Here is a 24,481-nt window from a genome sequence, read left to right as displayed (position 1 = left end):
CCCCAATTGAAGGAGTGATTCGAGTGAGCAAAGCCAAGGCAGGGATCGATAAAAACTTGCAGAATGTTGTTGCTGATCTGGAGCAGCCAGCCGTGAACAGCCATCATGCACAGCAAATTCAGCAAGATACCAATGATCGTCGTCATCAGGATTCGTTGAATCATGACAAAACGGAAGATATGAACCCATCCCATTCCTAAAATCATGAAGAGGGGGTATTGGCATGAGCAAACCAAAAGCGATACCTGTACCGGAAGTTCAAGCTGCTGAGCAGCATCGCCGTCCGGAAAAGCATTCATCTGGACAGGAACCGTTGTCGGGGTCCAAAAAAGTGAAAAATCAAAATCATGTGGATCATAACAACCCACAAGGGTAAGATAATACCCATCCATTTCAGTATTGTATTATGAGATATATATTGATGCATAACGAGACCTCCTGTTACCTAACAGGGGGTTTTTGCGTATTCATACATATTAATGACCGATAAAGATAGAATTGAAAAGCTAACATAGGTCTTTGTAGCCATTTTAGTGTGGGAAGATCACAAATTTCCCAAATCGTGTTTCCGTTTCAGAATAAATGGTATATCATTGATGTTGAATTACTTTTTTGGGGTTATCACGAGAGGAGAGAAACAAATGACTAAACGTATGGGGGCGTTGCTTCTAACGTTGCTGTTGACGGTATCGTTGGCTTTGACAGCATGTAGCAGCAAACAAGAACCAAAAGAAGCACTGAAGACGGCTGCGGCCAATGCTTCTAAACTGACTTCGTATGAGATGAGTTCCAATTTCACAATTAATGAATTGAGCTATAAACCTGCAGACGAGTCACAACAAGATCCAACGATGACTCAGTTTATGAGCATGTTGAAGGATGCTCAGTTTAACGTAACTGGCGTATATCAAAGCGAGCCAATGCAAACAGAAATGACAGTTAGCCTTGAGCTCAAAGGTGATATGGGCATGACATTCACCATTCCAATGGTGATGACAGCTGAGAAGCTTTACGTTAAAGTGCCAAGCATTCCGTTCTTCCCAATTCCGGAGACGGTGGTTGGCAAGTTCCTGGAACTGGATCTGAAAGAATTGGCTGAGCAAGAGGGTACGGAATGGAACCCTGATGCTATGGACGCAGCCAAAACACAAAAACTGAGCAATGAAGTTATGGATGCTGTTCTTAGTGAATATGACCAAGACAAATTCTTCAAAAACGTAGATGTTAAGGATGCACAGCTGCCAGAAGGTGTAGATGCCAAGCAGGTAGTGCAATTCTCCGTTACTAACGACAACGTTAAAGAAGCAGTTACTGTACTGGTGACTAAAGCACTGCCTAAAGTGCTGGACATCTTGTCCAAAGAAGAATACCGCGATATGCTGCAACTGGATCAAGCTGATATTGATCAAGCCAAAGAAGATCTGAACATCACAGAAGCTGATCAGACTGAAATGTCTAAGGATCTGGATCAGTTGAAAGAGACGTTGACCATCAACAAATTCAACATCGATTTCGCACTGGATAAGCAGGATTTCCCGGTTTACCAAAAGATTGCAGCTGATCTGCTGATCAAACCAGTGGATACCAAAGATGAAGTGAAGTTGGCCTTTACTGGATCCAACACCTACACTAAAATCAATGAGAAAGCTGCCTTCAAAATCAACATCCCTACAGGTGAAAATGTAATTACGATGCAAGAGTTCGAAGAACTGATGAATTCTTCTTACGGATACTAAGCTCATTCCAAGCAATGAGTGAAAAAAGCCGCCTCGACTTTATGTCGGGCGGCTTTTTGTTGTTTTATAGGTTAAATTTGTTGTTGGGACTCCGATAAATCTTCAGCAAGAACGGCATAAATTCGGTGATCCTGATAGCTTCCGTTGATCTTCAGATATTTACGGGCAATGCCTTCTGCCTGAAAGCCGTTCTTCTCCAGTACACGCTGGGAGCCGGCATTAGTGGGTAGGATTGCGGCCTGAACACGATTCAACTTCAAGGCGCGGAAGGCATAGGCAACAGCCAGTTTAACAGCTGCTGTCATACGTCCACCACCCTGATAGTCTGGATGGATAAAGTAACCCATATCGGCATAATTGGCAACGCCATAGGAGACGTTGTTCAGGCTGATTTGTCCAATGAGCAGGTCGTCCTTGATAGTGTAGATGCCAAACTGATAACCTGTACCTTCTTCAGCGGCTTTTAGACGGTCCTGAATCCGCCTTGTTTGAGCATCCAATGTGTAAAACTCATCATCTCGAAGAGGCTCTACAGCTTGGTAGGGAACGCGAGTAACCTGGATCAGATCAAGATAGGCTTGCGTATCGTCGGTGGTGAGTAATCGGAGGCTAATTCCGTTGGGGGTATCATACAGGGTTAATGCCATAGCAGTACACTTCCTCTCAAGATCAAAAGTATAAGTATTACTTCTTGCGTAACCGACGGAAGAATTGGGTCAGCATCGTGGAGCATTCGGGTTGAAGGACATCTGGAATCACCTCAGTACGATGATTGAACCGTGGCTCCTGCAGCAAGTTCATCAAAGTTCCTGCACATCCGGCTTTGGGGTCAGCAGTACCATATATAACGCGGGGCACTCGGGACTGTACAATGGCACCTGCGCACATAGGGCAAGGTTCTAGTGTCACATACAGGCTGCAATCAAGCAGGCGCCAGGCTCCCATCGTTTCGCTTGCCTGACGAATAGCGACCATCTCCGCATGTGCAGTGGAATCAAGAGTGGTCTCACGCAAATTATATCCTCGTCCGACAATCTGATTATGCTGCACAATGACCGCTCCGATAGGGACTTCCCCAAGTGCCTCAGCTTTTAGCGCCTCAGCAATGGCTTCACGCATCCAGAATTCGTGCTGCTGTTCCTCCGTAAGATGTGAAAGATCAACCGAGATTGGGTGTTCATTCATTACAGTTAAAGCTCCTTCCAAAGCATTTATTCGGCGAACAAATATTCGTTTGTTAACATGATGTGCATAAGTCTGTGGATAACTACCGAGTTGCTCACATAGTTATGAACAGGATATCCACAAGCCTGTGGATTTGTGGATAGTTTTAGTGATTAATCTCATTGTAGGCACGAAAAAGACAAAAAACAATGAAATTCGAGCTTTTTAGCCAAGCGGTAACTTTTGGACGAGGGGCATTTATCCTTTTCAAAATCACACACAACCGTTATGATGGAGATAGGTTTTGCCATATATCGCCAAAGGGTACAAGCCGAGAGGTGAACTAAAAAAGTTGTCTATTAAAACGAAATTATCCATGATTATGTCGTGCTCGGTGCTTGTTATTTTGATTCTGAATATCGCGCTGAGTTATTATACTACCGAGGAAAATCTTAGGCAGGACAGTGAAACCAAGATGGTCCTGACGGCCAAACAGATTGCAATTTCTGTCGAACAGAATCAGAATAGTTTGGATTATGTAAAACGCCAGATTGGTAATAATCTATGGCTTGCTTCAGTCATGGCTGCAGAAGAACTCGACCCGGATATTAATAATATCACAAATGAGGAACTTGTACGTTTAAGCAAAAAAGTGGGGGTATCGCATATCTCTCTCATGGAACAAACCGAGGATGATATCGTTGTAACCCGCTCTTCCGATCCGCGCGAAGTTGGTTTATCCACAAAGAAAATGACCTATTGGTATCAAGCCTTTAAGCAATTGTTCGAAAAACATCAGGTTACCATCACTCAAGGACAGAAATTGGATCATTTTTGGTCCGATGGTTTCGAGTACTCGACGTCCAGTCCATCGGATATTGATATCTGGGGTTATTATCATGATGGCAAGAGGAACTACATAATCAATCCCTTCTATAATAATGCTGAAGTTGATGACTATGTGAAGATCTCTGGTCCAGATGAGATATTGAACAAAATTCGTGAAGTGAATCCTTCCATCTTGGAGATTACGGGTATCAATCCATTGACTTTTGGCAGTCCCAATATGAGTGACGATGGAAGGGATAGCAACTACAGCAAGTTGAATAGTAGACCGATTCGTTTTGGTACGTATCAGTATGGTACCGCAGATGAGGACCACCGGGCAGTCGTGAGGGCGATCCGAACCGGGCAAAATGTATCGTTTGTCAGTGAAACGCATGAGCAGAAGGTGTTAAAAAGCTTCATCCCAATCTTTACTCCGAATGAAGCATCATATGTCATCAGTATTGTCATGGACTATAAACAAATATCCTCCATGGTATCGGAACAATTGGTCAGTCATGCTTCCATATCGCTGGTGCTGCTGGAAATCGTGATCTTTGGCAGCTATTTGTTAGCAGGATATATTACACGTCCTATTCAATCCATCCTGGGCAAAGTGAATGATGTAGCGGATGGACATTTCGACTTCCGTCTGAAAGTAAGAAGGAAGGACGAGCTGGGTCAGCTGGCCAATCGGATTAATGCCATGATTCGCAATCTGGGTCACTATACCAACCGGTTGAAACAGATGTATGAGGAGAACAGGGCGGTTAAAGAGCATCTGGAATCCATCATTAATCAAACCGCCGATGCCATTCATATTACCGATCTAGATGGTAAGGTCTTGCGTGTAAACCGGGCATTTGAACAACTATATGGCTGGCGAAGCCGAGAGGTCGAAAACCGCAGGCTGAAGATCATCCCGCCTGAAGCGGAAGAGGAAATGAAGCAGCAGCATGCCCAGCTTATTGAAGGGCTATCCATTACCTCGAATGAAACCATATGGATGAAAAAAGATGGTACACGGGTTGAAGTTAGTGTCAGTACAGCGCCTGTGCGCGATGAATTGGGTGAAATTACAGCACTGATTAGTGTGTCGAGGGACATCACGAGCCGCAATCGAATGGAAGAGCTGCTCAGACGCTCAGAGAAGCTCACAACAGTAGGCCAACTGGCTGCGGGTGTTGCGCATGAAATCCGCAACCCGCTTACAACGCTGCGTGGCTTCCTCCAGCTGCAGCAGGAGACTAACAAACTGAATCATCGTCATCTCGACTTGATGCTGTCGGAACTTGACCGCATCAATCTGATCGTAGGCGAATTCCTGATCTTGGCCAAACCACAGGCTGTTCACTTCCAGGAGCGGGATATCCGCTTTATTCTCGGCGATGTGATCTCGCTGCTGGATAGCCAGGCACATCTGCATGGAGTTGAATTTGTATTAAATGCATCATCCGATTCAGCTATGGTACACTGTGAAGAGAATCAGTTGAAGCAAGTGTTCATCAATCTGCTTAAGAATGGTATGGAAGCCATGCCGGACGGAGGCAGCATACGGATTCGCCTTGATCATGATGAGGAATTAAACCGGGTGCGGATTGAAATTAAGGATGAGGGTATCGGGATTCCGGAAGAGATGATGCCGAAGCTTGGCGAGCCGTTCTTTACCAACAAGGAGTCTGGAACAGGACTTGGTTTAATGGTCAGTCAGCGCATCATTCAATCACATAAGGGCATGATGGATATTAAAAGCGTCATGAACAAGGGTACGACCGTTATCATTGATCTTCCCGCTACCAAACAGCTCCCGGAGAGCGTGGAAGAGGAAGATCAGGCGGAAGATGCACTTACAGACGAAGAGAACTAGATGAGGTGAGATTACCTTTTGCGTATTAATAAATTTATAAGTGAAACAGGCTATTGTTCCCGGCGTGAAGCGGACAAATTAGTGGAGAGCGGGAAAGTGACCATTAATGGCGTAACCGCCGAACTGGGAAGTCAGGCGGAAGAAGGCGACGACGTACGGATCAACGGTCAGCCTATCAAGGAAAAAAGAAAACATGTATACATTGCACTGAATAAACCTGTCGGTATTACGAGTACAACCGAGCAGCATATCAAGGGGAATATCGTTGACTTTGTAGGGCATAAGGAGCGCATTTTTCCAATTGGCCGATTGGATAAGGATTCCGAAGGGCTCATTCTGATGACCAATGATGGAGATATCGTCAACCGGATACTTAGAGCAGAGGGACGCCATGAGAAAGAGTACATCGTAACGGTTGACCGCCCTGTCACGCCAAGTTTTCTGAAGGGGATGAGCACGGGCGTCAAAATTCTCGGTGAAATGACTCTGCCCTGCACCGTCACTCGAATCTCTGAGCGAGTATTCCGGATTATACTGACCGAGGGGAAGAATCGGCAGATTCGCAGAATGTGCAGTGCCTTTGGTTACGAGGTGCGTAAATTGAAGCGTGTACGTATCATGAATATTCATCTGGGTGAACAGGCTACAGGGAAGTGGAGAGAGCTGACAGCTGCGGAGAAGTCGGAATTGGGCAGCCTGCTGAACTACTCTCTGGAATAAATAGTTCGATTCATGTAAGCTCTGCATATCTTTTCTGAAGAAAAGAAGGCAGAGCTTTTTTTAATATCACGCTGGTTAAATTATTACACATATCAAAAAGACGTTTTCCTCTACCGGAGAGAAAAACGTCCTTTTGAACTTGCGTTTGCTTCTAATTTGCTTGATTAACTGCTTTTACAGTTGGGTTATTGCTTTGATACTTCCGGATAATAGAAACCTCTACACGGCGATTCTGAGCTCGTCCAACGTTGGTCTGGTTACTGGCAACCGGGTGATACTCACCATACCCGCTAGGTGTGAACTTCGCAGGGTCCAGCGCGTCGTTCAATAAGAGGATTTTAAGGAAGTTCAGTGCGCGATCCGCACTTAGATCCCAGTTATCCTTATATTGGCTGTTCGAGATGGGAATATTATCAGTATGTCCAGATACAACCACTTCATATTGCGGGAACTCCTGAAGCATGTTGGATATGGCTTTTGCCAGTGATCGCGATTCAGGCTTCACATCTGCACGCCCTGAAGAGAACAGAGCGTTATCACTGATGGTGATCTTCAGTTCAGATTGATTCAGCTTGGTGTTGAGTTGGTCGGATAGCCCGTTTTTGCTAATATATTGGTCCAGTTGTTTCTTGAGTTTTTCCAGATCTTCCTGTTCTTTTTGTGCCATCTGTGCATCTGTAATCTGAGCAGACTTGTTCTTGGTGATCTCTTCAGGCACCTGTTTGTTTTTGCCCAGGTCGGTTGTGGCTTCCGTAGGATTCATGGATGTATGATCCAATACACCTGCGCCGCCATTCAGTGCACTGCTTAGTGCCGAGGCCATCTGTTCGAACTTGGCTGCATCGAGAGAACTCATGGAGAACAACGTAATAAACAGGGCAAGCAACAGTGTCATCAAGTCAGAATACGGGAGCAACCAGCTCTCGTCTATATGTTCTTCATGCGGCTCATGTTTTTTAGCCTTTTTCACCTGATGATCCCTCCTTCTCTTCCAGCTGTCTACGTTCGGAAGGTGTCAGGAATACAGATAATTTTTGGTTGATGGCAATGGTGGAAACACCAGATTGAATGGATAACAATCCTTCAACCATCATCAGCTTGATCTCCATCTCTTTCTTGGACATCCGCTTCAACTTGTTGGACATCGGGTGCCACAACACGTAACCACTAAAAATACCGAGGAGTGTCGCGATGAACGCAGCCGCAATCGCGTGAGATAGCTTTTCCATATCACTAAGGTCGGCCAGGGCTGCAATCAGACCTACAACGGCCCCGAGAACCCCGAGTGTTGGAGCGTACATCCCCGCTTGTGCGAAGATCAATGCGCCTCCGCGGTGACGCTCTTCGGTGGCATGGATATCTTCCATCAAAACATCACTAACAAATTCCTGGTCGTTGCCGTCAATAATCATGCGCATACCGCTGCGAAGGAATTGATCGTCAATCTCTTCGACTTTTGATTCCAGTGCCAGCAAACCTTCACGACGGGTAGTGGAAGCCCAATCCATAAATGTGCCGATCAGTGAAACACGGTCAATCAGTTGCTGCTTTTTGAAGAGTACCCCGAAAAGCTTGGGGATTTTTTTAACTTCAGACATTGGAAATGCCATGAAGATTGTTGCTGCTGTACCAACAAAGATAATAACGTAGGCTGCCGGGTTGTTAACCAGATTAATCAGGGGAGCACCCTTCAGGAACATCCCGAGAACAAGTGAAACCAGCCCTAAAACTAGTCCGATAATCGTTGAAATTTCCATCATACACCTCATCCATGAGATAAAATTGAATCCTTTCAAGCGGCTGTATTCGGGCTTCCGGGCGAATGTTTGGCCGCAATCCGTTTAACCTATGGCATTTTTTAGAAATGCTGTAACAGCTGAAACGGTCATGTATAGTATTTATCGACCAGAAGGCCTTTTTTTTTAAGGGTTATTTTCAGGTATAATAAGAACAAATCAGCTCTTTAGGGGCCAAACAGGAGTGAAAAAGCCAATGGGCGTAAAGCATGGACGGGATTATGAAGGAATATTGACAGATTTGACACAGGCGATCGGCCGCATTCCGGACCGATACGTTTTTTTTGAAATGGATGCAGAGGATTGGTCCCGTTTGGGTGAAAACGAGCAGCTCGAAGTAGACGAAGCTCTGGCAGAGGACTTGTTCTATGCGCTGGGCACAGAGTCGGTCATTCCTGTAGGGAGTGGTGTGGTTATCCATGACAAGGAGCAGCATCGCATTCATATTTTGATTGGGGAAGAAGAATTGACATTTGTACCCCTAATCTAGGGCTGAATATAAGACGAATTCTAGCGAGGAAGCCGGGAGGGTAAACGCCTGGAAGCCTTACCGCTATTGGCTCTAACGCCATTTACAGTATTGGATTTTGATTTCCGTACGTGGTAAGATGAGAGTCATGAAACGGGCGAGCCGCAGAGCGGCTAACCTATGACGGTTGGGGTTACTGTGGTAGCACCAAGGTTTCGGATGGCATGAGGGACAGGGTTAGAGACTACCCTTGTGCCGTCTTTATGGGGAGGAAGATAACGTATGGTTTTTACGCAAGAAGAAGTCGAAGCTCATCTGGGAAGGCTGGAAGGCTGGGAACTAGAAGAGGGACGGTGGATTGTCCGCAAGTTCGTATTTTCCAACTACATGAAAGGGATTGCATTCGTGGATGAGGTCGCCGCGATCTCGGAAGCATTTAATCATCACCCTTTTATTACGATTGATTATACAACGGTTACGCTGCGTCTCACGTCGTGGGATGAGGGTGGAATTACATCTGTAGATATTAAGGAAGCAGAGCAGTTTAACGAAACGTTTGAGAAAATGAGGACGACATAGCCGGAATCGGTTATCGTTGTGCTGCCAAGAAATGAGGAAGCATACATGTCAGACATGAATCAGAATAAGCCTCTGATCGCGGTTGTAGGCAGTCTCAATATGGACCTCGTGGTGAAGACCGATATCATCCCGGAAGAGGGAGAAACGGTAAGCGGTGAGAAGCTTCACTATCTGGCTGGCGGCAAAGGGGCTAACCAAGCCGTTGCTGCTGCACGTCTGGGTGGACAGACCAAGATGATTGGAGCAGTGGGTTCGGACGGTTTTGGGGAACGCTTGCTGCACAGTCTGACGGATAGTGGGGCAGATGCCTCGCAGGTTCGTGTATTGGAAGACACTGTAACAGGTACAGCATCCATCTGGCTCTCCAAGGGAGACAACCGGATTATCGTTATTCCTGGAGCGAATGGACAAGTGGTGCCGGAGATGCTGGAAGAGGCGGATACGGTAAAAAGCCTGACTGCAGCCGCAGCGGTGCTGCTGCAGCTGGAGATCCCGCTGCCAGCGGTCACCCGCGCCGCCGAACTGGCGGCAGAAGGCAGCGCACTGGTGGTGCTCAACCCGGCTCCAGCGGTGCCGGGTCTGCCCCAGGAGCTCCTGCGGTGCGTCGACGTGGTCACGCCGAACCGCAGCGAGCTTGCCGTGCTTACCGGCCGGGATGATCTCCGGCCGGAAGACGTGGATGCGGCGGTCGCAGAGCTCGCCGCATCGCTCGGGGCCGCTGTCGTCACGACGCTCGGCCCCGAGGGGGCTGTGTACGCGGCAGCGCCTGGCGGCCGCGTACAGGCTGGGCGTGCCGGCGCTTGCCGTGCGCCGGGCTACCCCGTAAGCGCCGTCGATACGACCGGCGCTGGCGATTGTTTCAACGGCGCGCTGGCGGTAGCCCTTGCGCGCGGGGAAACCCTGGACGCGGCAGTAGGCTATGCCATGGGAGCGGCCGCGTTATCCGTAACGAAGCTCGGCGCCCAGTCGGGGATGCCGTATGCACGTGAAGTGGAAGCCTTTTTGGCAGAACACTCAGCCAGAGGCTGAACGATATGACGAAGAGGCCCGTACCATTCCCGAGAGGGAAGGCAGGGGCCTCTTTGCTGCGTATCTCGTTATCCTTATTTCTTCTCGGCCAGCCACATCGCGATATTGGCAATTTCCTCGTCCTTCAGTTTGTCCTTGAAGGAAGGCATGCCTCCGCCTTTACCTTTGACAATGGTAGAGTAGATCTTCTCCACATCATCCTTGCTGCCGATGTTAGCTAGAGCAGGTCCTACGCCACCTTGAAGCTGATCCCCGTGACACGTGATACAATTGGCTTTGACCAGTGCTTCAGCCTGTCCGGCATCCATTGCGACTTCCGGCATGGTTGGTTTCGCTTCTTCAGCCACTTCCTCTTTCCCTGGAAGCGTAAACATTAATACAATAGCCAATGCGCATGCTGCAAAAAATACCCCGCTCATGATCCATTTGTGCATCCGTTATGTCCCCTCCAGAATGAAAGATCATCTAAACTGAAACTGTCCATATCATTATAACGGAACCTGTTAAGACATCATAGCATTTTGTGGTAATTTTTTGAACTAATCACATAAACGGGCATGAATTTCTTTTGGTTATGCGGTTTAAGGGTTAACGAGGTCCTTCATAGACCATGCAATAAAAAGGCATCAAACCACTTGGTGTCTGTCGTTCATACGTATCCTGGGTGACAAATCCAGCCTTGTGATAAACCCGAATAGCCCGCGTATTCCAGGTGAGCACTTCGAGATCGATCTCATGACTAGGGTTCCGCCGAATGGCTTCCTTCACGATCGCAGAGACGAAGGCAGTACCGCGACCTTGTCCACACTGTTCAGGGTGCATACCAAGTCCAATGCGCGTCACGCCTTCAAGAGGAAAGAATTGAACGAATCCGCAAAGTTGGTCCTGCTCTCCGAGTACAACAGCATATTGCTCTTTTCGAAGCTGCTCGTCCCCGAATTCAACCTCCAGCGCCTTCATCTGTTCCCAGGGCAGCCAGGTATAGATGTTATAGGGTGGTTCATATGTCCAGCTGCAGATCAATGCTGCATGTTCTTCTTGCATCGGCACAACGTGAAACGTTACAGAAGCTTCATCCACACCACTGCACGCTCCTTTCATTGTGAACAAGCTACTTCTAGTCATACGCTAATCGTTTATAACATATGTCATTTCATATTTAATCCTGATTTTACTCTACAAAAGAGGAGGGCATTTGGCAAGGTTTTGCTTCCTTGAAAAAAAGTGAAACAAAAGTTCCGGGAATTTCGTTTATATTATAGTAGGATGGGTAAAAACATCATAAGGGCATGGACGAACAAGCACAAAAAAACCGCCGGATACATTCCTGCGGAGAATGTACCGGGCGGTTGATTTATGCTTCGTTACAGTATGATGTTGCTCAGCTTGTCCCTAGTCGAGGGCCAGTGACTCATATGCGTCCGTGCTCATAATCCGTTTAGCGCCAACATAGCGGTTGGCCCAGTAGTTCTCACTCAAAGAACTAATGGTAACTCCTTTGGAAGACGAGGAGTGTGCAAACTTACCTTCACCCACGAAAATCCCTACGTGTGAAACCCCTTTACCCGTTGTATTGAAGAATACCAGATCGCCTGGTCTCATTTCCATGCGGGATACCGAGTCACCCATGTCGAATTGGGAACTGGATTGACGAGCCAAATCGATGCCCAGCTTTTCGAATACATACCGTGTGAATCCAGAGCAGTCAAAGCCGTTAAGCGTTGTTCCACCACTTTTGTATGTAGTTCCCATTGCTGAATCAATTACTTTATCCATTTTTGAATCTGCGAATGCGCTGCCTGCTCCAAGCGATAGTGCGAATGTTAAGCTAAGGACAGCTGCTGTTAATTTCTTTTTGAACAAGAGATATACCCCTTCCAACGCCTGCGAGGTTAGCTTAAGGATTCGGTTGAAGGTCCCCTATGATCCCTCTGTAGCAAGATCAATTCACCCATAACTGGTTCCCCCGCTTCCCAGGTGCCAGGAATTTGGCTATGCTAGTTGTGCACCTGCGAAATCAAGAAATGACGATTTAATTTTAAGTAGTTACAATTCATAAGGTAAAGATTACAAAGTTGTTACTAAAAACTCACTGCGATTATTGTAACAGAGGAGTAAAGCTTTGGCAACGTTTAACAAGAAAATTAGCAAAAAAAACCTCGACCTTTGACGGGGAAAGGTTGAGGTTTGCTTTTTTGAAGCGTAAACATTGACACAAGTTTACATGAAGATGGTAACAATTTTTGAGCGGTTCATTACACTTTTTAACCTTTGGAGGACTTGGACTGCCAAAGGCGGAAATGAGCACATATCTTCCATATATCCAACAAACATCTGGCGAGCGGATAGGTTTGTTGCAGGATCAGACCGATGAGACCTGTCAGGAACCACGACGCAGATGTGAAGGCACCGAAGATGAGCAGATGAATTCCTCCCAGAACCACTGCGATACCAATGAGAGAAATGATATGACGCAAGGCGAGCAATAGACCGAGAAATGTACCTTTTACCCCGCCCTGACTCTCGGGTGCTGTGACGCCAAACTGCATATATAACAAAGCATGATGTACGATCCATCCATACACGATCCATCCAGCTACATATGGAATGCCTGGCAGCAGCAGCTGCAGCGAGTGGAATCCATCCAGAAAGATACTATACAGCTTGGGGATCAGCCAGTACGCAGGCAGCAGTAATAATAGCGTTTTAATGAAATGAAGCAGCATCATCGGTTTCCACAGTGCCTTGATCCCACGTATAAAAGGAATACGTTCTTCTGTATGATTGAAGTGTTGTAATGAATAGAGTAGCCCTGCCTTAATGAGAGGGGTAATCAGCATGCGGAGCAGGAGCATGGCCCCAAGTATCCATAAATAACGATGTACCTCGGGATGGGTAGACAGACTGAGCTGGCTTTCCATTTTGAATAAAATGGTACTCAGCTCCCCAGCGTCAGGGTCCGGATAGCGCAGCAGCAAGGGAATGACTGCCGATTGCACCATTTTATAGATGAAGTAACCCCATACTAGCTGATAGAGAAACAAAAGTGCCACAATGAACATATGCTGACGGACGAGAAACCAGCCCTCACGTATTTTTGCTTTCACTGTCTCCACCTCACCATGACAGACCTCCGAATATAGCTTCAATGAGCTTGGTTACACTCATGCTCCAGCGGAACTTGGATGGTTCATCCAGACCGGCTTTCAAAAAGTTATTCATATGACGGTTCTCCAGCACAACGGTATATAACGGATCGGTCATGGCCCAGGATACAGGCGAGCTGTACGTTAACTTGTACGTAATTCGACCGTTACTGCCATCCCATTCCTTGGCGACGATGTGTCCATCTTCAAAAACGATGCGAACGGGGATTTTCTCGTAGTCGCTGCCTTTCTTTACTAATGTTACCGATGATTCGTACAACGTTTGACCGTCTTTCTCAACAGGCTTGACCTGGATATTCTCCACGGCGAAGTCGGCCATTCCGTCCCCATATACGTATTGATTAAAATAATCAGACCAGGACTTATGAGTCACTTGCTCCACGACCTTTTGGAAATCGGCCGAAGTAGGATGTTTGAACCGATATTTTTTAACATAAGTTGAAAGAATGCGTTCCATCGTTTTGGCGCCTACTTGTTGTTCGATGCCCAGCAGCACAAGCTTGCCCCTTGTGTAAACATTGGCTGCGTAATGATTCTGGGAATCAAACTTCCAGGACTCCTGCGTGAGTGAGGCAGGTGAAGTAATTAAGCCGGATTGAACGGGCAGATTCGGAATAAGTCCGTATTCCTGTTCCATCAGTTTGTCTTCTGCGTAAGAGGTGAACCCCTCATCCAGCCAAGCTTCTTCAAATTCATTGCTGGCAACCATACCATAGAAGTACTGATGGCCTATCTCGTGTACAACCGTGCGTTCCAGATCGTAGCCTGGTGTAGTATCGTCCGCACCGAAGGCTGTAACTAAGGTAGGATACTCCATGCCGCCTGCTCCATTGCCTGTCTTCGGGGGAACAACGATAGAGAGCGTGGAATACGGATACGGACCAAACCACTTGCTGTAATTCGAAAGAGCTGCTTTGGCTGCATAGAAGTAACGTTCCTTCAGATCCTGGTGGGCCGGGTCCAGATAGAGCTTGATTCGTACACCTGGCACGTTGGGAGCGGAGAAGGGTTCTTCTGCATAAACAAAGTCAGGTGAGGCTGCCCAGGCAAAGTCGTGTACATCGTCAGCATAGAATTGATAGATCTTTTCGCCATTTTTTATAACAGCCTGCTTCGTTGGAAACCCGGTCGCGGCAACCTTGTATGTTTCCGGTACCCGAATACGCACACTATAGATGCCAAAATCCGCATAAAACTCGGAATTCCCGTGGTACTGATGCAGATTCCAGCCCTCGGCCGTACGTCCTCGCGTGCCTGCAGGCTCGTATACACTGAGTTTGGGGAACCATTGGCCCGCCATAACGAAGTTTTCAGCAGTCCCCATGCGGGCAAAGATTTTGGGCAGCTTGACCTCAAACCGGGTATGCAGTGTAATGGTTTCCCCGCCCTTGACCGGCTTGGGTAATCTCACTTTTATGAGCGTTTTGTCTTTCATGTTTCCGTCATCCGGCTGTACATACTGCATCCGGTGCAGCAGAGAAAGCCCGTCCTCTGTTTTCATCTCTGTAATATTCATGGAGCCGTAACCGTCCGTTGGCATCACATCACCGCGAAGCTTTCCTCCGGATTCCTTCATAAATGTTGTGTCAGTAGAAGAGAATGCATTGGGGTATAAGTGGAAATAAAGTTCGCTGACTGTTTTTTTACCCGGATGAGTCCAGGTCAGCGTCTGCGTTCCCTCCAAAACATTGCCGTCTACCAGCTTCACATCCATGTGATATTCCACCACGCGGTTGCTGAACACCTCAGCAGTAGGTGTCTGTACACTTTCTGGAGGTGCCGGAGTTTGGACTTTTGCCGGAGGCTTGCCCAATTCCGGGGCGAGCGTTGGCAAGTCGGATGTCGTAGAACGAGTGTGATCCAGAGTGATCCATATGGCTCCGGTAAACACACACAGGGCCAGAATTGCAGTAAGCCAGCTCTTGGCGCGTAGTGGAATCATCGTTAAATACCTCCCGTTGACAAGCATCTACAGCATGTATATGTTTGCAATGGGGCGATTATTAGTTAAAATATTTGTATCAACCCTTGGAGGCTATAACTATGGATCAAAACGAGCAAAACGGCAAAAAACAGATTGCCTTGAATATCGTAAGTGCCAAGAGCAAACATAAAGGTTTCGGTGCAGGCTCCATTGATCTGAACAACCTGTCGCCGGTTATTATTGATAATGGCGAGGCGAAGATTGATATTGGTGCCATGCATGCAAAGAGCAAGGTAGAACGTGGAATCAAGTTTTCAACGAATCGGGAAGATGTACCTAACGGTCGCCAGGTATGGTTGGTTTGGGTAGCTGTGGACCGTACAGAACAGGGACAATTGTACGGTGGAGCAACAGCGTGCGAGATGTGGATCGATACCGAGGCAAAACGAGGATGGAAGCTGCTGGCTGACCATGTAAACCGGATGGATTATGCAATGAAACGCCGCTTTATGCTGGATGAGCTTGGACCAGAGGATCGTGCTGCTCTCAAGAAGCTGTTGATTACACACAATGAAGAGTGGTGGAACGCTTCTCCGGATGAACTAAAAGAAGCACTTTCCTGATAAAAGATTTCTGATAAACGCCTTATAAGCTGTTTTCTAGAAAAAGAACATGAAAAGCCCCGCAACCGAAATGATCGGTTCGGGGCTTTTGCTTCACAAGTGGGAAGAGGTATTGAAATAGTTGAACAAGACTGACCTTCAGAAAGAACCTGAAGCCGGCCAATCACAGTGACGCAAATAAGTCATTACGTAGTTGCGTCATTCTACCCACCAACGTTTAAAGTCTCTCCACCACGAATGCTTTTCTTCCTGGATTCCTTCTTGATTCTGTACCTCATGACTTCCTTCATTCTTTTTCGGATCAGTATCGTCGGTTTTTCCGCTACAGGTTTCTGTCGGTTCTGTACCGTCAATGAAGACCTCAAGCCGTTTCTCTTCACAGCCATTACCCGCCAGTTTTCCGGACTCGGGATCAATATACACACTGACCACATGATCGGGAACAGGGAAGATCTTAGGCGGCACACTCGCAAGAGCCTGTTCAGTAAATTGGGCAAACATCGGTGCTGCACGGCGTCCATCCGACGTGGAGATGGATTTTCCCTGATCATAACCTACCCATACTGCGGTGGAGAGTTCGGGGGTGAAGCCAACCATCCAGGCATCCGTATTGGTCGTACCGGTTTTGCCTGCTACGGGGCGCTTAATCGTTGTAGCAACCCTATTCCCTGTACCACCATTTTCGAACACACTTTCCATTAAACGTGTCAGTACATATGCTGCTGCGGGTTCTACCACATTCTCGGCCTTGGTTTGTGGTGCTTCATAGATGACACGTCCTGCTGCATCCGTCACCTGCAGAATGGCGACAGGAGGCATCCGTTGTCCGCCTGCAGCAATGACGGAGAAGGCAGAAGCCATTTCCAGTGGGCTCACGGGCGAGGTGCCCAAGGCGAGAGAAGGGACAGCGCTCAGATTGCTTGTAATCCCCAGACTTTTGGCCATATCTACAACCTGCTCAGGCCCGATCTGCATAATTGTATTGACTGCATAGATATTGTCCGAAGCGGCAATGGCCTGCCTTAGATCAATTTCCCCCAGATACTTGTCGCCGAAATTTCCAGGTTTATAGGTCTTGCGATCATTGTCATAGTGAAACAGGGTTGGTTCGCTATTGAAGATAGAGGCACTCGTCAGCTCTTTGGATTCCAGTGCAGCCAGATACATAATAGGCTTAAATGCAGATCCCGGCTGGCGTGTCGTCGCCAGGACATGGTTGATCTGATTGTTACGGTAGTTTTTGCCGCCTACCATAGCCTTGATATAGCCTGTACGAGGGTCTATGGACACGAGAGCTGTCTCCAGTTCACTGCTCGGATCCATGCCTTTGGCTACAGCGTCTTCAGCTGCCTTTTGCACACGCAGATCCAGAGTGGTGTATATATTTAATCCTCCATGGTCCAGCATTGCTTCACTAATGCCCAGCTCCTTGACCGCAAGGCTGCGAATGTAATCCCTGAAATAAGGCGCGCTTTCTACTGTTTTCCGTTCGCTTTCCGGTTTAAAAGACAGCATCTCTTCATAAGCCTTGTCCGCTTCTGCTTTTGTTATCTTGCCGATATCGACCATGGCGGCCAGCACGATCTTCTGCCGATCCTTCGCGTTCTTCATATGGTTATATGGAGAATAGTAGGTGGGGCCTTTTGGAATGCCTGCGAGCATGGCGCTTTCCGCCAAATCGAGCTGTTTGGCTGATTTGCCGAAATACATGCGCGAAGCTGCTTCAATTCCGTAGGCGCCATGACCATAATAGATTTCATTGAGATACATTTGTAGAATTTCATCTTTGCTGTACTTCATTTCAAGCTGTGCCGTGTACATGGCCTCTTTGGCCTTGCGAGTCCAGGTTTTCTCATGGGAAAGATATAGATTTCGCGCAAGCTGTTGTGTGAGTGTGCTGGCACCTTGGGACATTTCCATATGCTGCAGGTTAACGAGGACGGCCCGTCCCACCCCTTGAATGTCAAAACCATAATGGTCATAGAATTTGCGATCCTCTACAGCCAGAGTGGCATTGACCAGGTCTTTTGAGATGTCTTGAAGCTGCACAGGTACAGAATCCTTGCCGCCTGCAGAGAAGGTGGCAATGACTTCGCCTTGGCTATCAAGTAGCCTTGAGTTGCGATCCGAATCAGCTAAAGGTAGGCTGGTCGCATATAGATAGACCAATCCTGCAATCGTTGCAATAACGCCGAGAACAGCGAGCAGAGAGAGGCTTTTGATCCATTTCAATAAACGGAACCCGCGTTTGCGGGTTTTCTGGCGATGTTGAGTCATGGAACGGGCTCCTTTCTTCTTTTCTTCCCAGTATGGGATTTCATGGACAGGGATATTCAGTCTGCCGCTGAACAGTTTAAAATGTAGCATTTCTGCAGAAAAAACCGTTTTGCAGGATAAACATCTATCGCGTATAATGCAAAAGGGTAATGAAAAGTAGCAGTTCGGCACAACATACACAAAGGCACAGAAAGACGAACAGCACCAATTGTCATTGATTCGTTGATCGGTCAGACGCTTAGCACGCTGTGGTCAATTTAATCTATATAATGAAGTGAACGCGGACCTTTCCCGCAGCCAGCAACCCTAATGCTTTGGCGCCGAACGCTGGGCGTGCTTGTGCGAACCGGGCGGCGTGCAGCGCCATGCTTGATATGGCTGATCAATAACTTTACGGAAAGAAGGTAGAGATCATGGAATTGTGGTTCACGGAGAAGCAGACCCCGGCATTCGGGATCACCGCGAAGATTAAGCAGACATATGTAAGCGAGAAGACAGATTTTCAGGACTTGGCCATGGTAGAAACCGAGGAATTCGGTAACATGCTGCTGCTTGACGGTATGGTGATGACAACTGTGAAAGACGAATTCGTATATCACGAAATGGCTGCTCACCCTGCGCTGAACACTCACCCGAATCCAAAAAAAGTTTTGGTTGTAGGTGGTGGTGACGGCGGCGTTATTCGTGAAGTCATCAAACACGCTGCAGTAGAAAAAGCAGTTCTCGTCGAAATCGACGGTAAAGTTATTGAGTATTCCAAAAAATATTTGCCTGAAATTGCCGGTAAACTGGACGAGCCTAATGTTGAAGTGCTCGTTAATGACGGCTATATGCATATTATTGAACATAAAAATGAGTACGATGTAATCATCGTGGATTCCACGGAGCCTGTAGGTCCGGCTGCACCACTGTTTGAGCGTGGTTTTTACCAAGGGATCCATGAAGCACTGAAAGAAGATGGCATCTTTGTTGCACAAACCGACAACCCTTGGTTCAAAGCAGACCTGATTCAAAAGGTAAACAAGGATGTGAAAGAAATCTTCCCCATTGTACATGTATACGGCTGTAACATTCCAACGTATCCAAGCGGTCTGTGGACATTCACAATGGGCAGCAAGAAACATGATCCACTTCAAGTGGATGAGAATCAAATTCCAGAGATGGACACCAAATATTACTCACCACGTTTGCATAAGGCAGCCTTTGTACTTCCTAAATTCGTGGAAGACTTAACGGAATAAAGGGGAAATCATTAATGAAATTGGATCAAGCTTATTCTGGTAACGTATTTATTTGCAGTTCCGAGGATTATGAGAATTCCAAAGCGGTCATCTACGGGATGCCCATGGACTATACTGTCAGCTTCCGTCCGGGTTCCCGGTTCGGTCCTTCTCATATCCGTCAGGCTTCGGTAGGACTTGAAGAATACAGCCCGTACCTCGACAAGAGTATTGTCGATATGACCTACTTTGACGCTGGAGATCTGCTCTTGCCTTTCGGTAACGCAGGACGCAGCCTTGAAGTGATCAACGAGTATATCGGCAGCCTGCTGGCTGATGACAAATTCCCGATCGGTCTTGGCGGGGAGCATCTGGTCACTTGGCCAGTGATCCAACAAATGTACAAGAAATACCCGGATCTCATCCTGATTCATATTGATGCACATGCAGACCTTCGTGAAAGCTATGAAGGTGAGCCGTTGTCCCACTCGACGCCAGTACGCAAAGCAGCTGAGCTGATGGGCGGCAAAAATATTTATCAATTCGGAATCCGTTCCGGCTCCCGTGAAGAGTTCCAGTATGGCCGGGAGAACATTAACTTCTACCCATTTGAAGTCGCAGCTCCAATGAAGGAAGCTCTTCCGAAAATGGGCAATCGTCCAGTGTATGTGACCATTGATATCGATGTGCTTGATCCATCGGCTGCTCCAGGAACAGGTACAGCGGAAGCGGGCGGTATCACGTCCAAAGAACTGCTTGAAGCCGTCCACATGATTGCCGGATCGGATGTAAATGTAGTTGGCTGTGACCTGGTTGAGGTAGCGCCAATCTATGATCCAACACAACAGACACAGATTGTAGCGGCAAAGCTGATCCGTGAGATGCTGCTTGGCTTCGTGAAGTAATAACCCGAATACTGGTTAGAACATAACACTCTCTTTCTGCGCGGGTCCAATATTGCGTAGGGGAGGGTGTTTTCGTTATCAGGACACTTGTAAAGGATGCTCCACCATCCTGTTTTAGCGAGTGGAATATTTGATTGGGTGGGGTTCACTTCATTGAACCTCGGCTCACGACTATGTTATACTGGCTACAACGTAATAGGTAATATATCAAATTACTGATGTATTACATCAGGGAAGTATATGGTGGTCTGGTTCGGCCATACACTATAAAAAGAGCCCTTGTCGTTGGTAGCGACAAAGACTCTGAGGACCAGAAAGGCTGTGGACTGCCACGGCGTGCATTAAACTTGATAGCTTAGTTCAAGCGAAACCCACCGTCAGGCTCCAACCTATGAGGTGGGTTTTCGCTTGTTACGAAACTTTTTACGCAACCAACGGTATAGCCTTCGTACACTCAGTACCAGACTGAGAATCGCAGCAATCCACCGGATCATATCAAGCAACGCCACAAGTTTGACCATCGACGTCACCCCCTCTCGGGAAGCTGCGCCGTGGTCATGAAAACATCCACCATATTCAGAGTCCTTAATACCAATTATAGCACGTATGTTCGCATGTCTCTACCATTTACTGCATACCATGAATGAATCGTTCTATACGTTTACGAACGACCACCCTTATCTACAAGATATCAATCGTAGGTGAAGGTGGCTTTTTTATTGCAGTAATGTCATTGCTGATAGACCAATTGTTACTTTAGAACATGCAAATTCGGGTAAAACATAGAAGGAGGTGTCGCGATGACAACAAAGAGTACGATCACATGGGAACGGATTGGGACATTGGCATTATCCTTAACGCTGGCGTGGGGATTGGGGCCAGTATATGCACAGGCCGATGTAAGTGCTGTTGCAGCTTCATCCACTTGTGGAAGTGGAGATCACGGATTGTCTGCTACATTGAAGAAAGGCAGCGGTGTAGAAGATCAGCATCTGCAGTTTACAGACATTGATTTCCTGAACAACACAACGGGTCGTGCTGCTGGGGAGGGGTTCCTGATTGGCACCTCGAATGCGGGCTGTACATGGCAATCCATTTATACTGGACAATGGCAGTTCATGCAGATTGATTTTCCGAATAACGTAAATGGATTTGCCTTAGCGCAAATGAAGGATTCTGCCAAGACGTATCTTATTCGCACGACAGATGGGGGATCACACTGGAACCGACTTGATACCCCTGGTATGCAGTTCAAGCGAATTGATTTTAAAAATAAAAATGAAGGTTACGGCTACACCTATAATGGCGCGTATCGGACACAGGACGGCGGATTAAGCTGGATTAAAATCCATACCCCCGCAAATACAAGATCGGTGGCTTTCACCACAAATAAACAAGGCTATGCTGTACAAGTTGTACCTGGCTCGGGATATCAGTTGCTCCGGACTGCAGATGGGGGTAAGAACTGGACAACCTCTCTCAAAGTCGCTTCGACCACATGGAATGGGGCAGATCTATATGCAAACGGAAAGCAGGTATGGGCTGTCCTGTATGGTGATGCAGGCATGTCTCAACAATCGTATTCCCTATATGCAAGCGGGAATGAAGGCAGAAGCTGGAGGCAGGTTTTTGCTCAGTCGACAGCAGGTGGAGGCCCTGCGCCGGGTGGCAGCAATGTAGGGAAAGGAAAAGGCCCGGCAGACCCGGGGGGCCATCCTGGGAACATGTCGCTAATTGGTGATCAGACTGCTTATCTCTCAGGTGGATCTCCTGCTGCTGGTAAAGTGGGTGTTGGACGTTCGTATGATACAGGTTCCACGTGGAAAAATATCGATCTGAAAGATCCAGGTTATAGCTCGCGCATCTCTTTCCCATCAGCCCAAACAGGCTGGCTCGTTGTAACGAGTGATAACTCACCTGCCATTTACCAAACGACAGATGGCGGAACTTCTTGGGCACAAAAAATGTTGTTACCTTCAGAGCGGGATTAAATGGCCCTTTAATTTGGAATAACAACCAGCCAAATTCACTAGTAGAGACGAAAACAAACCATTTCGTAGGTCTATGTTGAATCTGCCAAATAAACAAGCCCTTTCCAAAGAAATTACGCTGGCAAAGGGCTTGTTTTTGTAAAAATAAAAACGGTTGAAACCTGTTAAAAAACAAGTTATTGTAAGCGATAACAACACATTTTGGGAGGTTGAAATCATGGTTGATGTTACTTTAAAGGCGAATTCAGATCAAGGATTAATAAATCGCAATATATACGGTCACTTTTCTGAACATTTGGGACGTTGTATTTACGAAGGGATCTGGGTAGGGGAAGATTCACCCATTCCGAATACGGAAGGGATACGCAATGACGTGCTGGCGGCACTGCAGAAGCTGAATATTCCGGTACTTCGCTGGCCGGGCGGTTGTTTTGCTGATGAATATCACTGGAAGGATGGCGTAGGTCCAAAAAGTGAACGTGCACGCATGATTAATACGAACTGGGGCGGCGTGGAAGAGAATAACCATTTTGGAACACATGAATTCCTAAGATTATGTGAGCTGTTAGGAACAGAACCATATATCAGTGGTAATGTGGGTAGCGGAACCGTCCATGAAATGCAGCAGTGGGTCGAATACATTACGTTTGACGGGGAATCTCCTATGGCCAACTGGCGCAAGGGTAACGGTAGGGATAAACCATGGAAACTGACTTACTTTGGTGTAGGTAATGAAAACTGGGGATGTGGCGGTAACATGCGTGCCGAGTATTATGCGGATGAGTATCGTCGGTATGCTACATATGTACGTAATTATTCTGATAATCAGATCTATAAGATTGCCTGCGGACCCAACGAGGACAATTACCACTGGACAGAAGTATTGATGCGTGAAGCGGGACAGCACATGAACGGCTTAAGCCTTCATTATTATACATTGCCGACGGGAGTGTGGAATGATAAGGGCGAATCTACCGGATTTGATGATCAAGCCTGGTTCCAGACCCTGAAGCGTACATTGCGCATGGAAGAATTAATTGTGAAGCATTCCGAGATTATGGATAAATATGACCCAGATTACAAGGTGGGACTTATTATTGATGAATGGGGAACCTGGTACAACGTCGAGCCAGGGACGAATCCGGGATTCCTGTATCAGCAAAACACAATGCGGGATGCGCTGGTGGCAGGCATTAACCTGAACCTGTTCAATCGCTACAATAAACGGGTGCAAATGGCCAATTTGGCACAAATCGTTAACGTACTGCAGGCTCTGGTCCTGACAGAAGGCGAGCGTATGCTGCTCACCCCAACATATCATGTGTTTGATATGTATCAGGTTCATATGGATGCACAGCGGTTAGAGATGAACTATGAGAGCCCTGGATATACGCTTGGTGAAGATACCATTCCTCAGCTTAGCTTGTCCGCTTCCCGCAGTAAGGACGGCGTGATTCATGTAACGGCATGCAATCTCAGTCACACAGATGAGCTGGAAGTGGTATGCCAGATTGAAGCGGCAGAATCTTCTTCCGTATCTGGTCGAATTCTGCATCATGCCGATTTTGGTGCATTCAATACATTTGAAGATCCGAACCGGGTTGAGCCGACGGATTGGAAGGGTGTTACCCTGGTTAATCAGGAGTTGCGTTTTGTCCTGCCGCCTGCATCTGTAGGGGTACTTGCAATCCAGGAGTAATGCGATGAGCACATCTAATTCAAGTCATTTTGGGACTAAGCAGGAGTCATGTAAGGGATGCAGTGATCAACATGCTGTCAACATCAGTGAGTCCAAAATGGCCCGATTGGTGGAGATTGCATCGCGTTCGCGCCCTGTCGTTCAGGATGAGGAATATGAGAGGCGATTATCCTCATGTGCAGACTGCCCAGGACTTCAATATGGCACTACCTGCCGCTATTGCGGCTGTCTGGTCCAGGTTCGTGCCAAGCTGGTAGAATCGATCTGCCCGTTCCCCTATGAATCCAGGTGGTCGAGCATCTAACGTTTGATCTCATTATAATGTAACAAAGCAGGGCTGCACTTTTAGGGTGCCGCTCTGCTTTTTTTGATGATATGGGACAAAAACTCTGAATTTGGATTTGAATTGAGCGGGTGAACTGGATATAGTTATACAGTAGAGTGTAGGATAGCGAGCTATCTGGTCATATTAGCGCGTATAGCGGTACTC

General features: G+C 47.2%; 25 protein-coding genes and 1 riboswitch. Of the genes, 14 read left to right on the top strand and 11 right to left on the bottom strand.

Annotation, left to right across the window (positions count from 1 at the left end; translation table 11 throughout):
- Nucleotides 1-23 precede the first annotated feature (23 nt).
- The 3 genes from CHH60_RS30030 to CHH60_RS29165 all read left to right on the top strand — a co-directional run bounded on the left by CHH60_RS30030 (nucleotide 24) and on the right by CHH60_RS29165 (nucleotide 1,736).
- Nucleotides 24-200, top strand: a complete 177-nt coding sequence (locus tag CHH60_RS30030) for a hypothetical protein (RefSeq protein WP_167301673.1) — start codon at nucleotides 24-26, stop codon at nucleotides 198-200.
- 23 nt (nucleotides 201-223) lie between these two features.
- Entirely contained in the window at nucleotides 224-376 is a 153-nt protein-coding gene (locus CHH60_RS29170; RefSeq protein WP_095293452.1) for a small acid-soluble spore protein P, read from the top strand.
- A 265-nt stretch (nucleotides 377-641) separates the two neighbouring features.
- The gene (locus CHH60_RS29165) at nucleotides 642-1,736 is read left to right on the top strand and encodes a hypothetical protein (RefSeq protein WP_095293453.1); all 1,095 of its coding nucleotides are present in this window, start codon (nucleotides 642-644) and stop codon (nucleotides 1,734-1,736) included.
- Between the two features lie 71 nt (nucleotides 1,737-1,807).
- Here CHH60_RS29165 and CHH60_RS29160 read toward each other — a convergent pair whose 3' ends face one another.
- Both CHH60_RS29160 and tadA read right to left on the bottom strand, forming a co-directional pair.
- Complete coding sequence (locus CHH60_RS29160) at nucleotides 1,808-2,383, bottom strand: GNAT family N-acetyltransferase (protein ID WP_095362320.1); 576 nt, start codon at nucleotides 2,381-2,383, stop codon at nucleotides 1,808-1,810.
- 37 nt (nucleotides 2,384-2,420) lie between these two features.
- Complete coding sequence (gene tadA, locus CHH60_RS29155; protein ID WP_095362319.1) at nucleotides 2,421-2,921, bottom strand: tRNA adenosine(34) deaminase TadA; 501 nt, start codon at nucleotides 2,919-2,921, stop codon at nucleotides 2,421-2,423.
- Nucleotides 2,922-3,252: 331 nt separating this feature from the next.
- Between tadA and CHH60_RS29150 the strand changes: the two genes are divergently transcribed.
- On the top strand, nucleotides 3,253-5,592 hold the full coding sequence (locus tag CHH60_RS29150; RefSeq protein WP_095362324.1) for an ATP-binding protein: 2,340 nt from the start codon (nucleotides 3,253-3,255) through the stop codon (nucleotides 5,590-5,592).
- Nucleotides 5,593-5,610: 18 nt separating this feature from the next.
- Nucleotides 5,611-6,312, top strand: a complete 702-nt coding sequence (gene rluF / locus CHH60_RS29145) for a 23S rRNA pseudouridine(2604) synthase RluF (protein WP_095293456.1) — start codon at nucleotides 5,611-5,613, stop codon at nucleotides 6,310-6,312.
- A gap of 151 nt (nucleotides 6,313-6,463) precedes the next feature.
- Here rluF and motB read toward each other — a convergent pair whose 3' ends face one another.
- Together motB and motA are read right to left on the bottom strand one after the other, a co-directional pair.
- On the bottom strand, nucleotides 6,464-7,282 hold the full coding sequence (gene motB, locus CHH60_RS29140) for a flagellar motor protein MotB (RefSeq protein WP_095362318.1): 819 nt from the start codon (nucleotides 7,280-7,282) through the stop codon (nucleotides 6,464-6,466).
- On the bottom strand, nucleotides 7,269-8,069 hold the full coding sequence (gene motA, locus CHH60_RS29135; RefSeq protein WP_095362317.1) for a flagellar motor stator protein MotA: 801 nt from the start codon (nucleotides 8,067-8,069) through the stop codon (nucleotides 7,269-7,271). Before motA ends, motB begins: the two co-directional genes overlap by 14 nt.
- Nucleotides 8,070-8,304: 235 nt before the next feature.
- Here motA and CHH60_RS29130 point away from each other — a divergent pair, with 235 nt between their 5' ends.
- The 3 genes from CHH60_RS29130 (at nucleotide 8,305) to rbsK (ending at nucleotide 10,185) form a co-directional block, all read left to right on the top strand.
- Nucleotides 8,305-8,598: a hypothetical protein gene (locus CHH60_RS29130; RefSeq protein ID WP_095293459.1), complete on the top strand. Its 294-nt coding sequence runs from the start codon at nucleotides 8,305-8,307 to the stop codon at nucleotides 8,596-8,598.
- Nucleotides 8,599-8,859: 261 nt separating this feature from the next.
- Nucleotides 8,860-9,156, top strand: coding sequence for a 4a-hydroxytetrahydrobiopterin dehydratase (locus CHH60_RS29125; RefSeq protein WP_095293460.1), 297 nt, complete (start codon nucleotides 8,860-8,862; stop codon nucleotides 9,154-9,156).
- An 18-nt stretch (nucleotides 9,157-9,174) separates the two neighbouring features.
- Nucleotides 9,175-10,185, top strand: coding sequence for a ribokinase (gene rbsK, locus CHH60_RS29120; protein WP_441339421.1), 1,011 nt, complete (start codon nucleotides 9,175-9,177; stop codon nucleotides 10,183-10,185).
- Between the two features lie 74 nt (nucleotides 10,186-10,259).
- Here rbsK and CHH60_RS29115 read toward each other — a convergent pair whose 3' ends face one another.
- The 5 genes from CHH60_RS29115 to CHH60_RS29095 form a co-directional block, all read right to left on the bottom strand.
- Entirely contained in the window at nucleotides 10,260-10,619 is a 360-nt protein-coding gene (locus CHH60_RS29115; protein ID WP_095362315.1) for a c-type cytochrome, read from the bottom strand.
- Between the two features lie 154 nt (nucleotides 10,620-10,773).
- Complete coding sequence (locus tag CHH60_RS29110; protein ID WP_095362314.1) at nucleotides 10,774-11,286, bottom strand: GNAT family N-acetyltransferase; 513 nt, start codon at nucleotides 11,284-11,286, stop codon at nucleotides 10,774-10,776.
- A 291-nt stretch (nucleotides 11,287-11,577) separates the two neighbouring features.
- Nucleotides 11,578-12,048, bottom strand: coding sequence for a C40 family peptidase (locus tag CHH60_RS29105; RefSeq protein WP_095293464.1), 471 nt, complete (start codon nucleotides 12,046-12,048; stop codon nucleotides 11,578-11,580).
- A gap of 3 nt (nucleotides 12,049-12,051) precedes the next feature.
- A riboswitch (cyclic di-AMP (ydaO/yuaA leader) is annotated at nucleotides 12,052-12,189 on the bottom strand.
- Nucleotides 12,190-12,449: 260 nt separating this feature from the next.
- On the bottom strand, nucleotides 12,450-13,292 hold the full coding sequence (locus CHH60_RS29100) for a hypothetical protein (RefSeq protein WP_141237000.1): 843 nt from the start codon (nucleotides 13,290-13,292) through the stop codon (nucleotides 12,450-12,452).
- Between the two features lie 10 nt (nucleotides 13,293-13,302).
- Nucleotides 13,303-15,294, bottom strand: a complete 1,992-nt coding sequence (locus CHH60_RS29095) for a M1 family metallopeptidase (RefSeq protein WP_095362312.1) — start codon at nucleotides 15,292-15,294, stop codon at nucleotides 13,303-13,305.
- A 101-nt stretch (nucleotides 15,295-15,395) separates the two neighbouring features.
- On the opposite strand from CHH60_RS29095, the gene CHH60_RS29090 reads away from it, so the two are divergent.
- The gene (locus CHH60_RS29090; RefSeq protein ID WP_095293467.1) at nucleotides 15,396-15,899 is read left to right on the top strand and encodes a YwhD family protein; all 504 of its coding nucleotides are present in this window, start codon (nucleotides 15,396-15,398) and stop codon (nucleotides 15,897-15,899) included.
- 198 nt (nucleotides 15,900-16,097) lie between these two features.
- On the opposite strand, the gene CHH60_RS29085 is transcribed toward CHH60_RS29090, so the two are convergent.
- On the bottom strand, nucleotides 16,098-18,176 hold the full coding sequence (locus tag CHH60_RS29085) for a transglycosylase domain-containing protein (RefSeq protein ID WP_095362311.1): 2,079 nt from the start codon (nucleotides 18,174-18,176) through the stop codon (nucleotides 16,098-16,100).
- Nucleotides 18,177-18,589: 413 nt separating this feature from the next.
- Here CHH60_RS29085 and speE point away from each other — a divergent pair, with 413 nt between their 5' ends.
- Nucleotides 18,590-19,417, top strand: a complete 828-nt coding sequence (gene speE, locus CHH60_RS29080; protein WP_095362310.1) for a polyamine aminopropyltransferase — start codon at nucleotides 18,590-18,592, stop codon at nucleotides 19,415-19,417.
- Nucleotides 19,418-19,431: 14 nt separating this feature from the next.
- Nucleotides 19,432-20,301, top strand: a complete 870-nt coding sequence (gene speB, locus CHH60_RS29075; RefSeq protein WP_095293470.1) for an agmatinase — start codon at nucleotides 19,432-19,434, stop codon at nucleotides 20,299-20,301.
- A gap of 389 nt (nucleotides 20,302-20,690) precedes the next feature.
- Here speB and CHH60_RS30460 read toward each other — a convergent pair whose 3' ends face one another.
- On the bottom strand, nucleotides 20,691-20,822 hold the full coding sequence (locus CHH60_RS30460) for a hypothetical protein (RefSeq protein WP_255248120.1): 132 nt from the start codon (nucleotides 20,820-20,822) through the stop codon (nucleotides 20,691-20,693).
- 279 nt (nucleotides 20,823-21,101) lie between these two features.
- Between CHH60_RS30460 and CHH60_RS29070 the strand changes: the two genes are divergently transcribed.
- From CHH60_RS29070 to CHH60_RS29060, 3 genes are all read left to right on the top strand, one after another.
- Entirely contained in the window at nucleotides 21,102-22,292 is a 1,191-nt protein-coding gene (locus tag CHH60_RS29070) for a WD40/YVTN/BNR-like repeat-containing protein (protein ID WP_095362309.1), read from the top strand.
- 217 nt (nucleotides 22,293-22,509) lie between these two features.
- Nucleotides 22,510-23,991, top strand: coding sequence for an alpha-N-arabinofuranosidase (locus tag CHH60_RS29065; protein WP_176476243.1), 1,482 nt, complete (start codon nucleotides 22,510-22,512; stop codon nucleotides 23,989-23,991).
- 4 nt (nucleotides 23,992-23,995) lie between these two features.
- The gene (locus CHH60_RS29060; protein WP_095362308.1) at nucleotides 23,996-24,295 is read left to right on the top strand and encodes a DUF6171 family protein; all 300 of its coding nucleotides are present in this window, start codon (nucleotides 23,996-23,998) and stop codon (nucleotides 24,293-24,295) included.
- The last annotated feature ends 186 nt before the right edge of the window (nucleotides 24,296-24,481 follow it).

Origin of the sequence: Paenibacillus sp. 7523-1 (assembly GCF_002276415.1) — a bacterium.
GTDB classification, from domain to species: Bacteria; Bacillota; Bacilli; order Paenibacillales; family Paenibacillaceae; genus Paenibacillus; species Paenibacillus illinoisensis_A.
Note: the sequence above shows the minus strand (reverse complement) of the source record. Positions and strands in the feature narration are given on the sequence as shown.

Bases quoted from the DNA above. Each gene is read 5' to 3' on its own strand.
- tadA (WP_095362319.1), bottom strand. From the start codon at position 2,921: ATGAATGAACACCCAATCTCGGTTGATCTTTCACATCTTACGGAGGAA.
- CHH60_RS29070 (WP_095362309.1), top strand. From the start codon at position 21,102: ATGACAACAAAGAGTACGATCACATGGGAACGGATTGGGACATTGGCA.
- CHH60_RS29170 (WP_095293452.1), top strand. From the start codon at position 224: ATGAGCAAACCAAAAGCGATACCTGTACCGGAAGTTCAAGCTGCTGAG.
- speB (WP_095293470.1), top strand. From the start codon at position 19,432: ATGAAATTGGATCAAGCTTATTCTGGTAACGTATTTATTTGCAGTTCC.
- CHH60_RS30460 (WP_255248120.1), bottom strand. From the start codon at position 20,822: ATGGTCAAACTTGTGGCGTTGCTTGATATGATCCGGTGGATTGCTGCG.
- CHH60_RS29165 (WP_095293453.1), top strand. From the start codon at position 642: ATGACTAAACGTATGGGGGCGTTGCTTCTAACGTTGCTGTTGACGGTA.
- CHH60_RS29130 (WP_095293459.1), top strand. From the start codon at position 8,305: ATGGGCGTAAAGCATGGACGGGATTATGAAGGAATATTGACAGATTTG.
- CHH60_RS29160 (WP_095362320.1), bottom strand. From the start codon at position 2,383: ATGGCATTAACCCTGTATGATACCCCCAACGGAATTAGCCTCCGATTA.
- CHH60_RS29085 (WP_095362311.1), bottom strand. From the start codon at position 18,176: ATGACTCAACATCGCCAGAAAACCCGCAAACGCGGGTTCCGTTTATTG.
- CHH60_RS29060 (WP_095362308.1), top strand. From the start codon at position 23,996: ATGAGCACATCTAATTCAAGTCATTTTGGGACTAAGCAGGAGTCATGT.
- CHH60_RS29095 (WP_095362312.1), bottom strand. From the start codon at position 15,294: ATGATTCCACTACGCGCCAAGAGCTGGCTTACTGCAATTCTGGCCCTG.
- CHH60_RS29090 (WP_095293467.1), top strand. From the start codon at position 15,396: ATGGATCAAAACGAGCAAAACGGCAAAAAACAGATTGCCTTGAATATC.
- CHH60_RS29110 (WP_095362314.1), bottom strand. From the start codon at position 11,286: ATGAAAGGAGCGTGCAGTGGTGTGGATGAAGCTTCTGTAACGTTTCAC.
- CHH60_RS29115 (WP_095362315.1), bottom strand. From the start codon at position 10,619: ATGCACAAATGGATCATGAGCGGGGTATTTTTTGCAGCATGCGCATTG.
- CHH60_RS29125 (WP_095293460.1), top strand. From the start codon at position 8,860: ATGGTTTTTACGCAAGAAGAAGTCGAAGCTCATCTGGGAAGGCTGGAA.
- speE (WP_095362310.1), top strand. From the start codon at position 18,590: ATGGAATTGTGGTTCACGGAGAAGCAGACCCCGGCATTCGGGATCACC.
- motA (WP_095362317.1), bottom strand. From the start codon at position 8,069: ATGGAAATTTCAACGATTATCGGACTAGTTTTAGGGCTGGTTTCACTT.
- CHH60_RS29065 (WP_176476243.1), top strand. From the start codon at position 22,510: ATGGTTGATGTTACTTTAAAGGCGAATTCAGATCAAGGATTAATAAAT.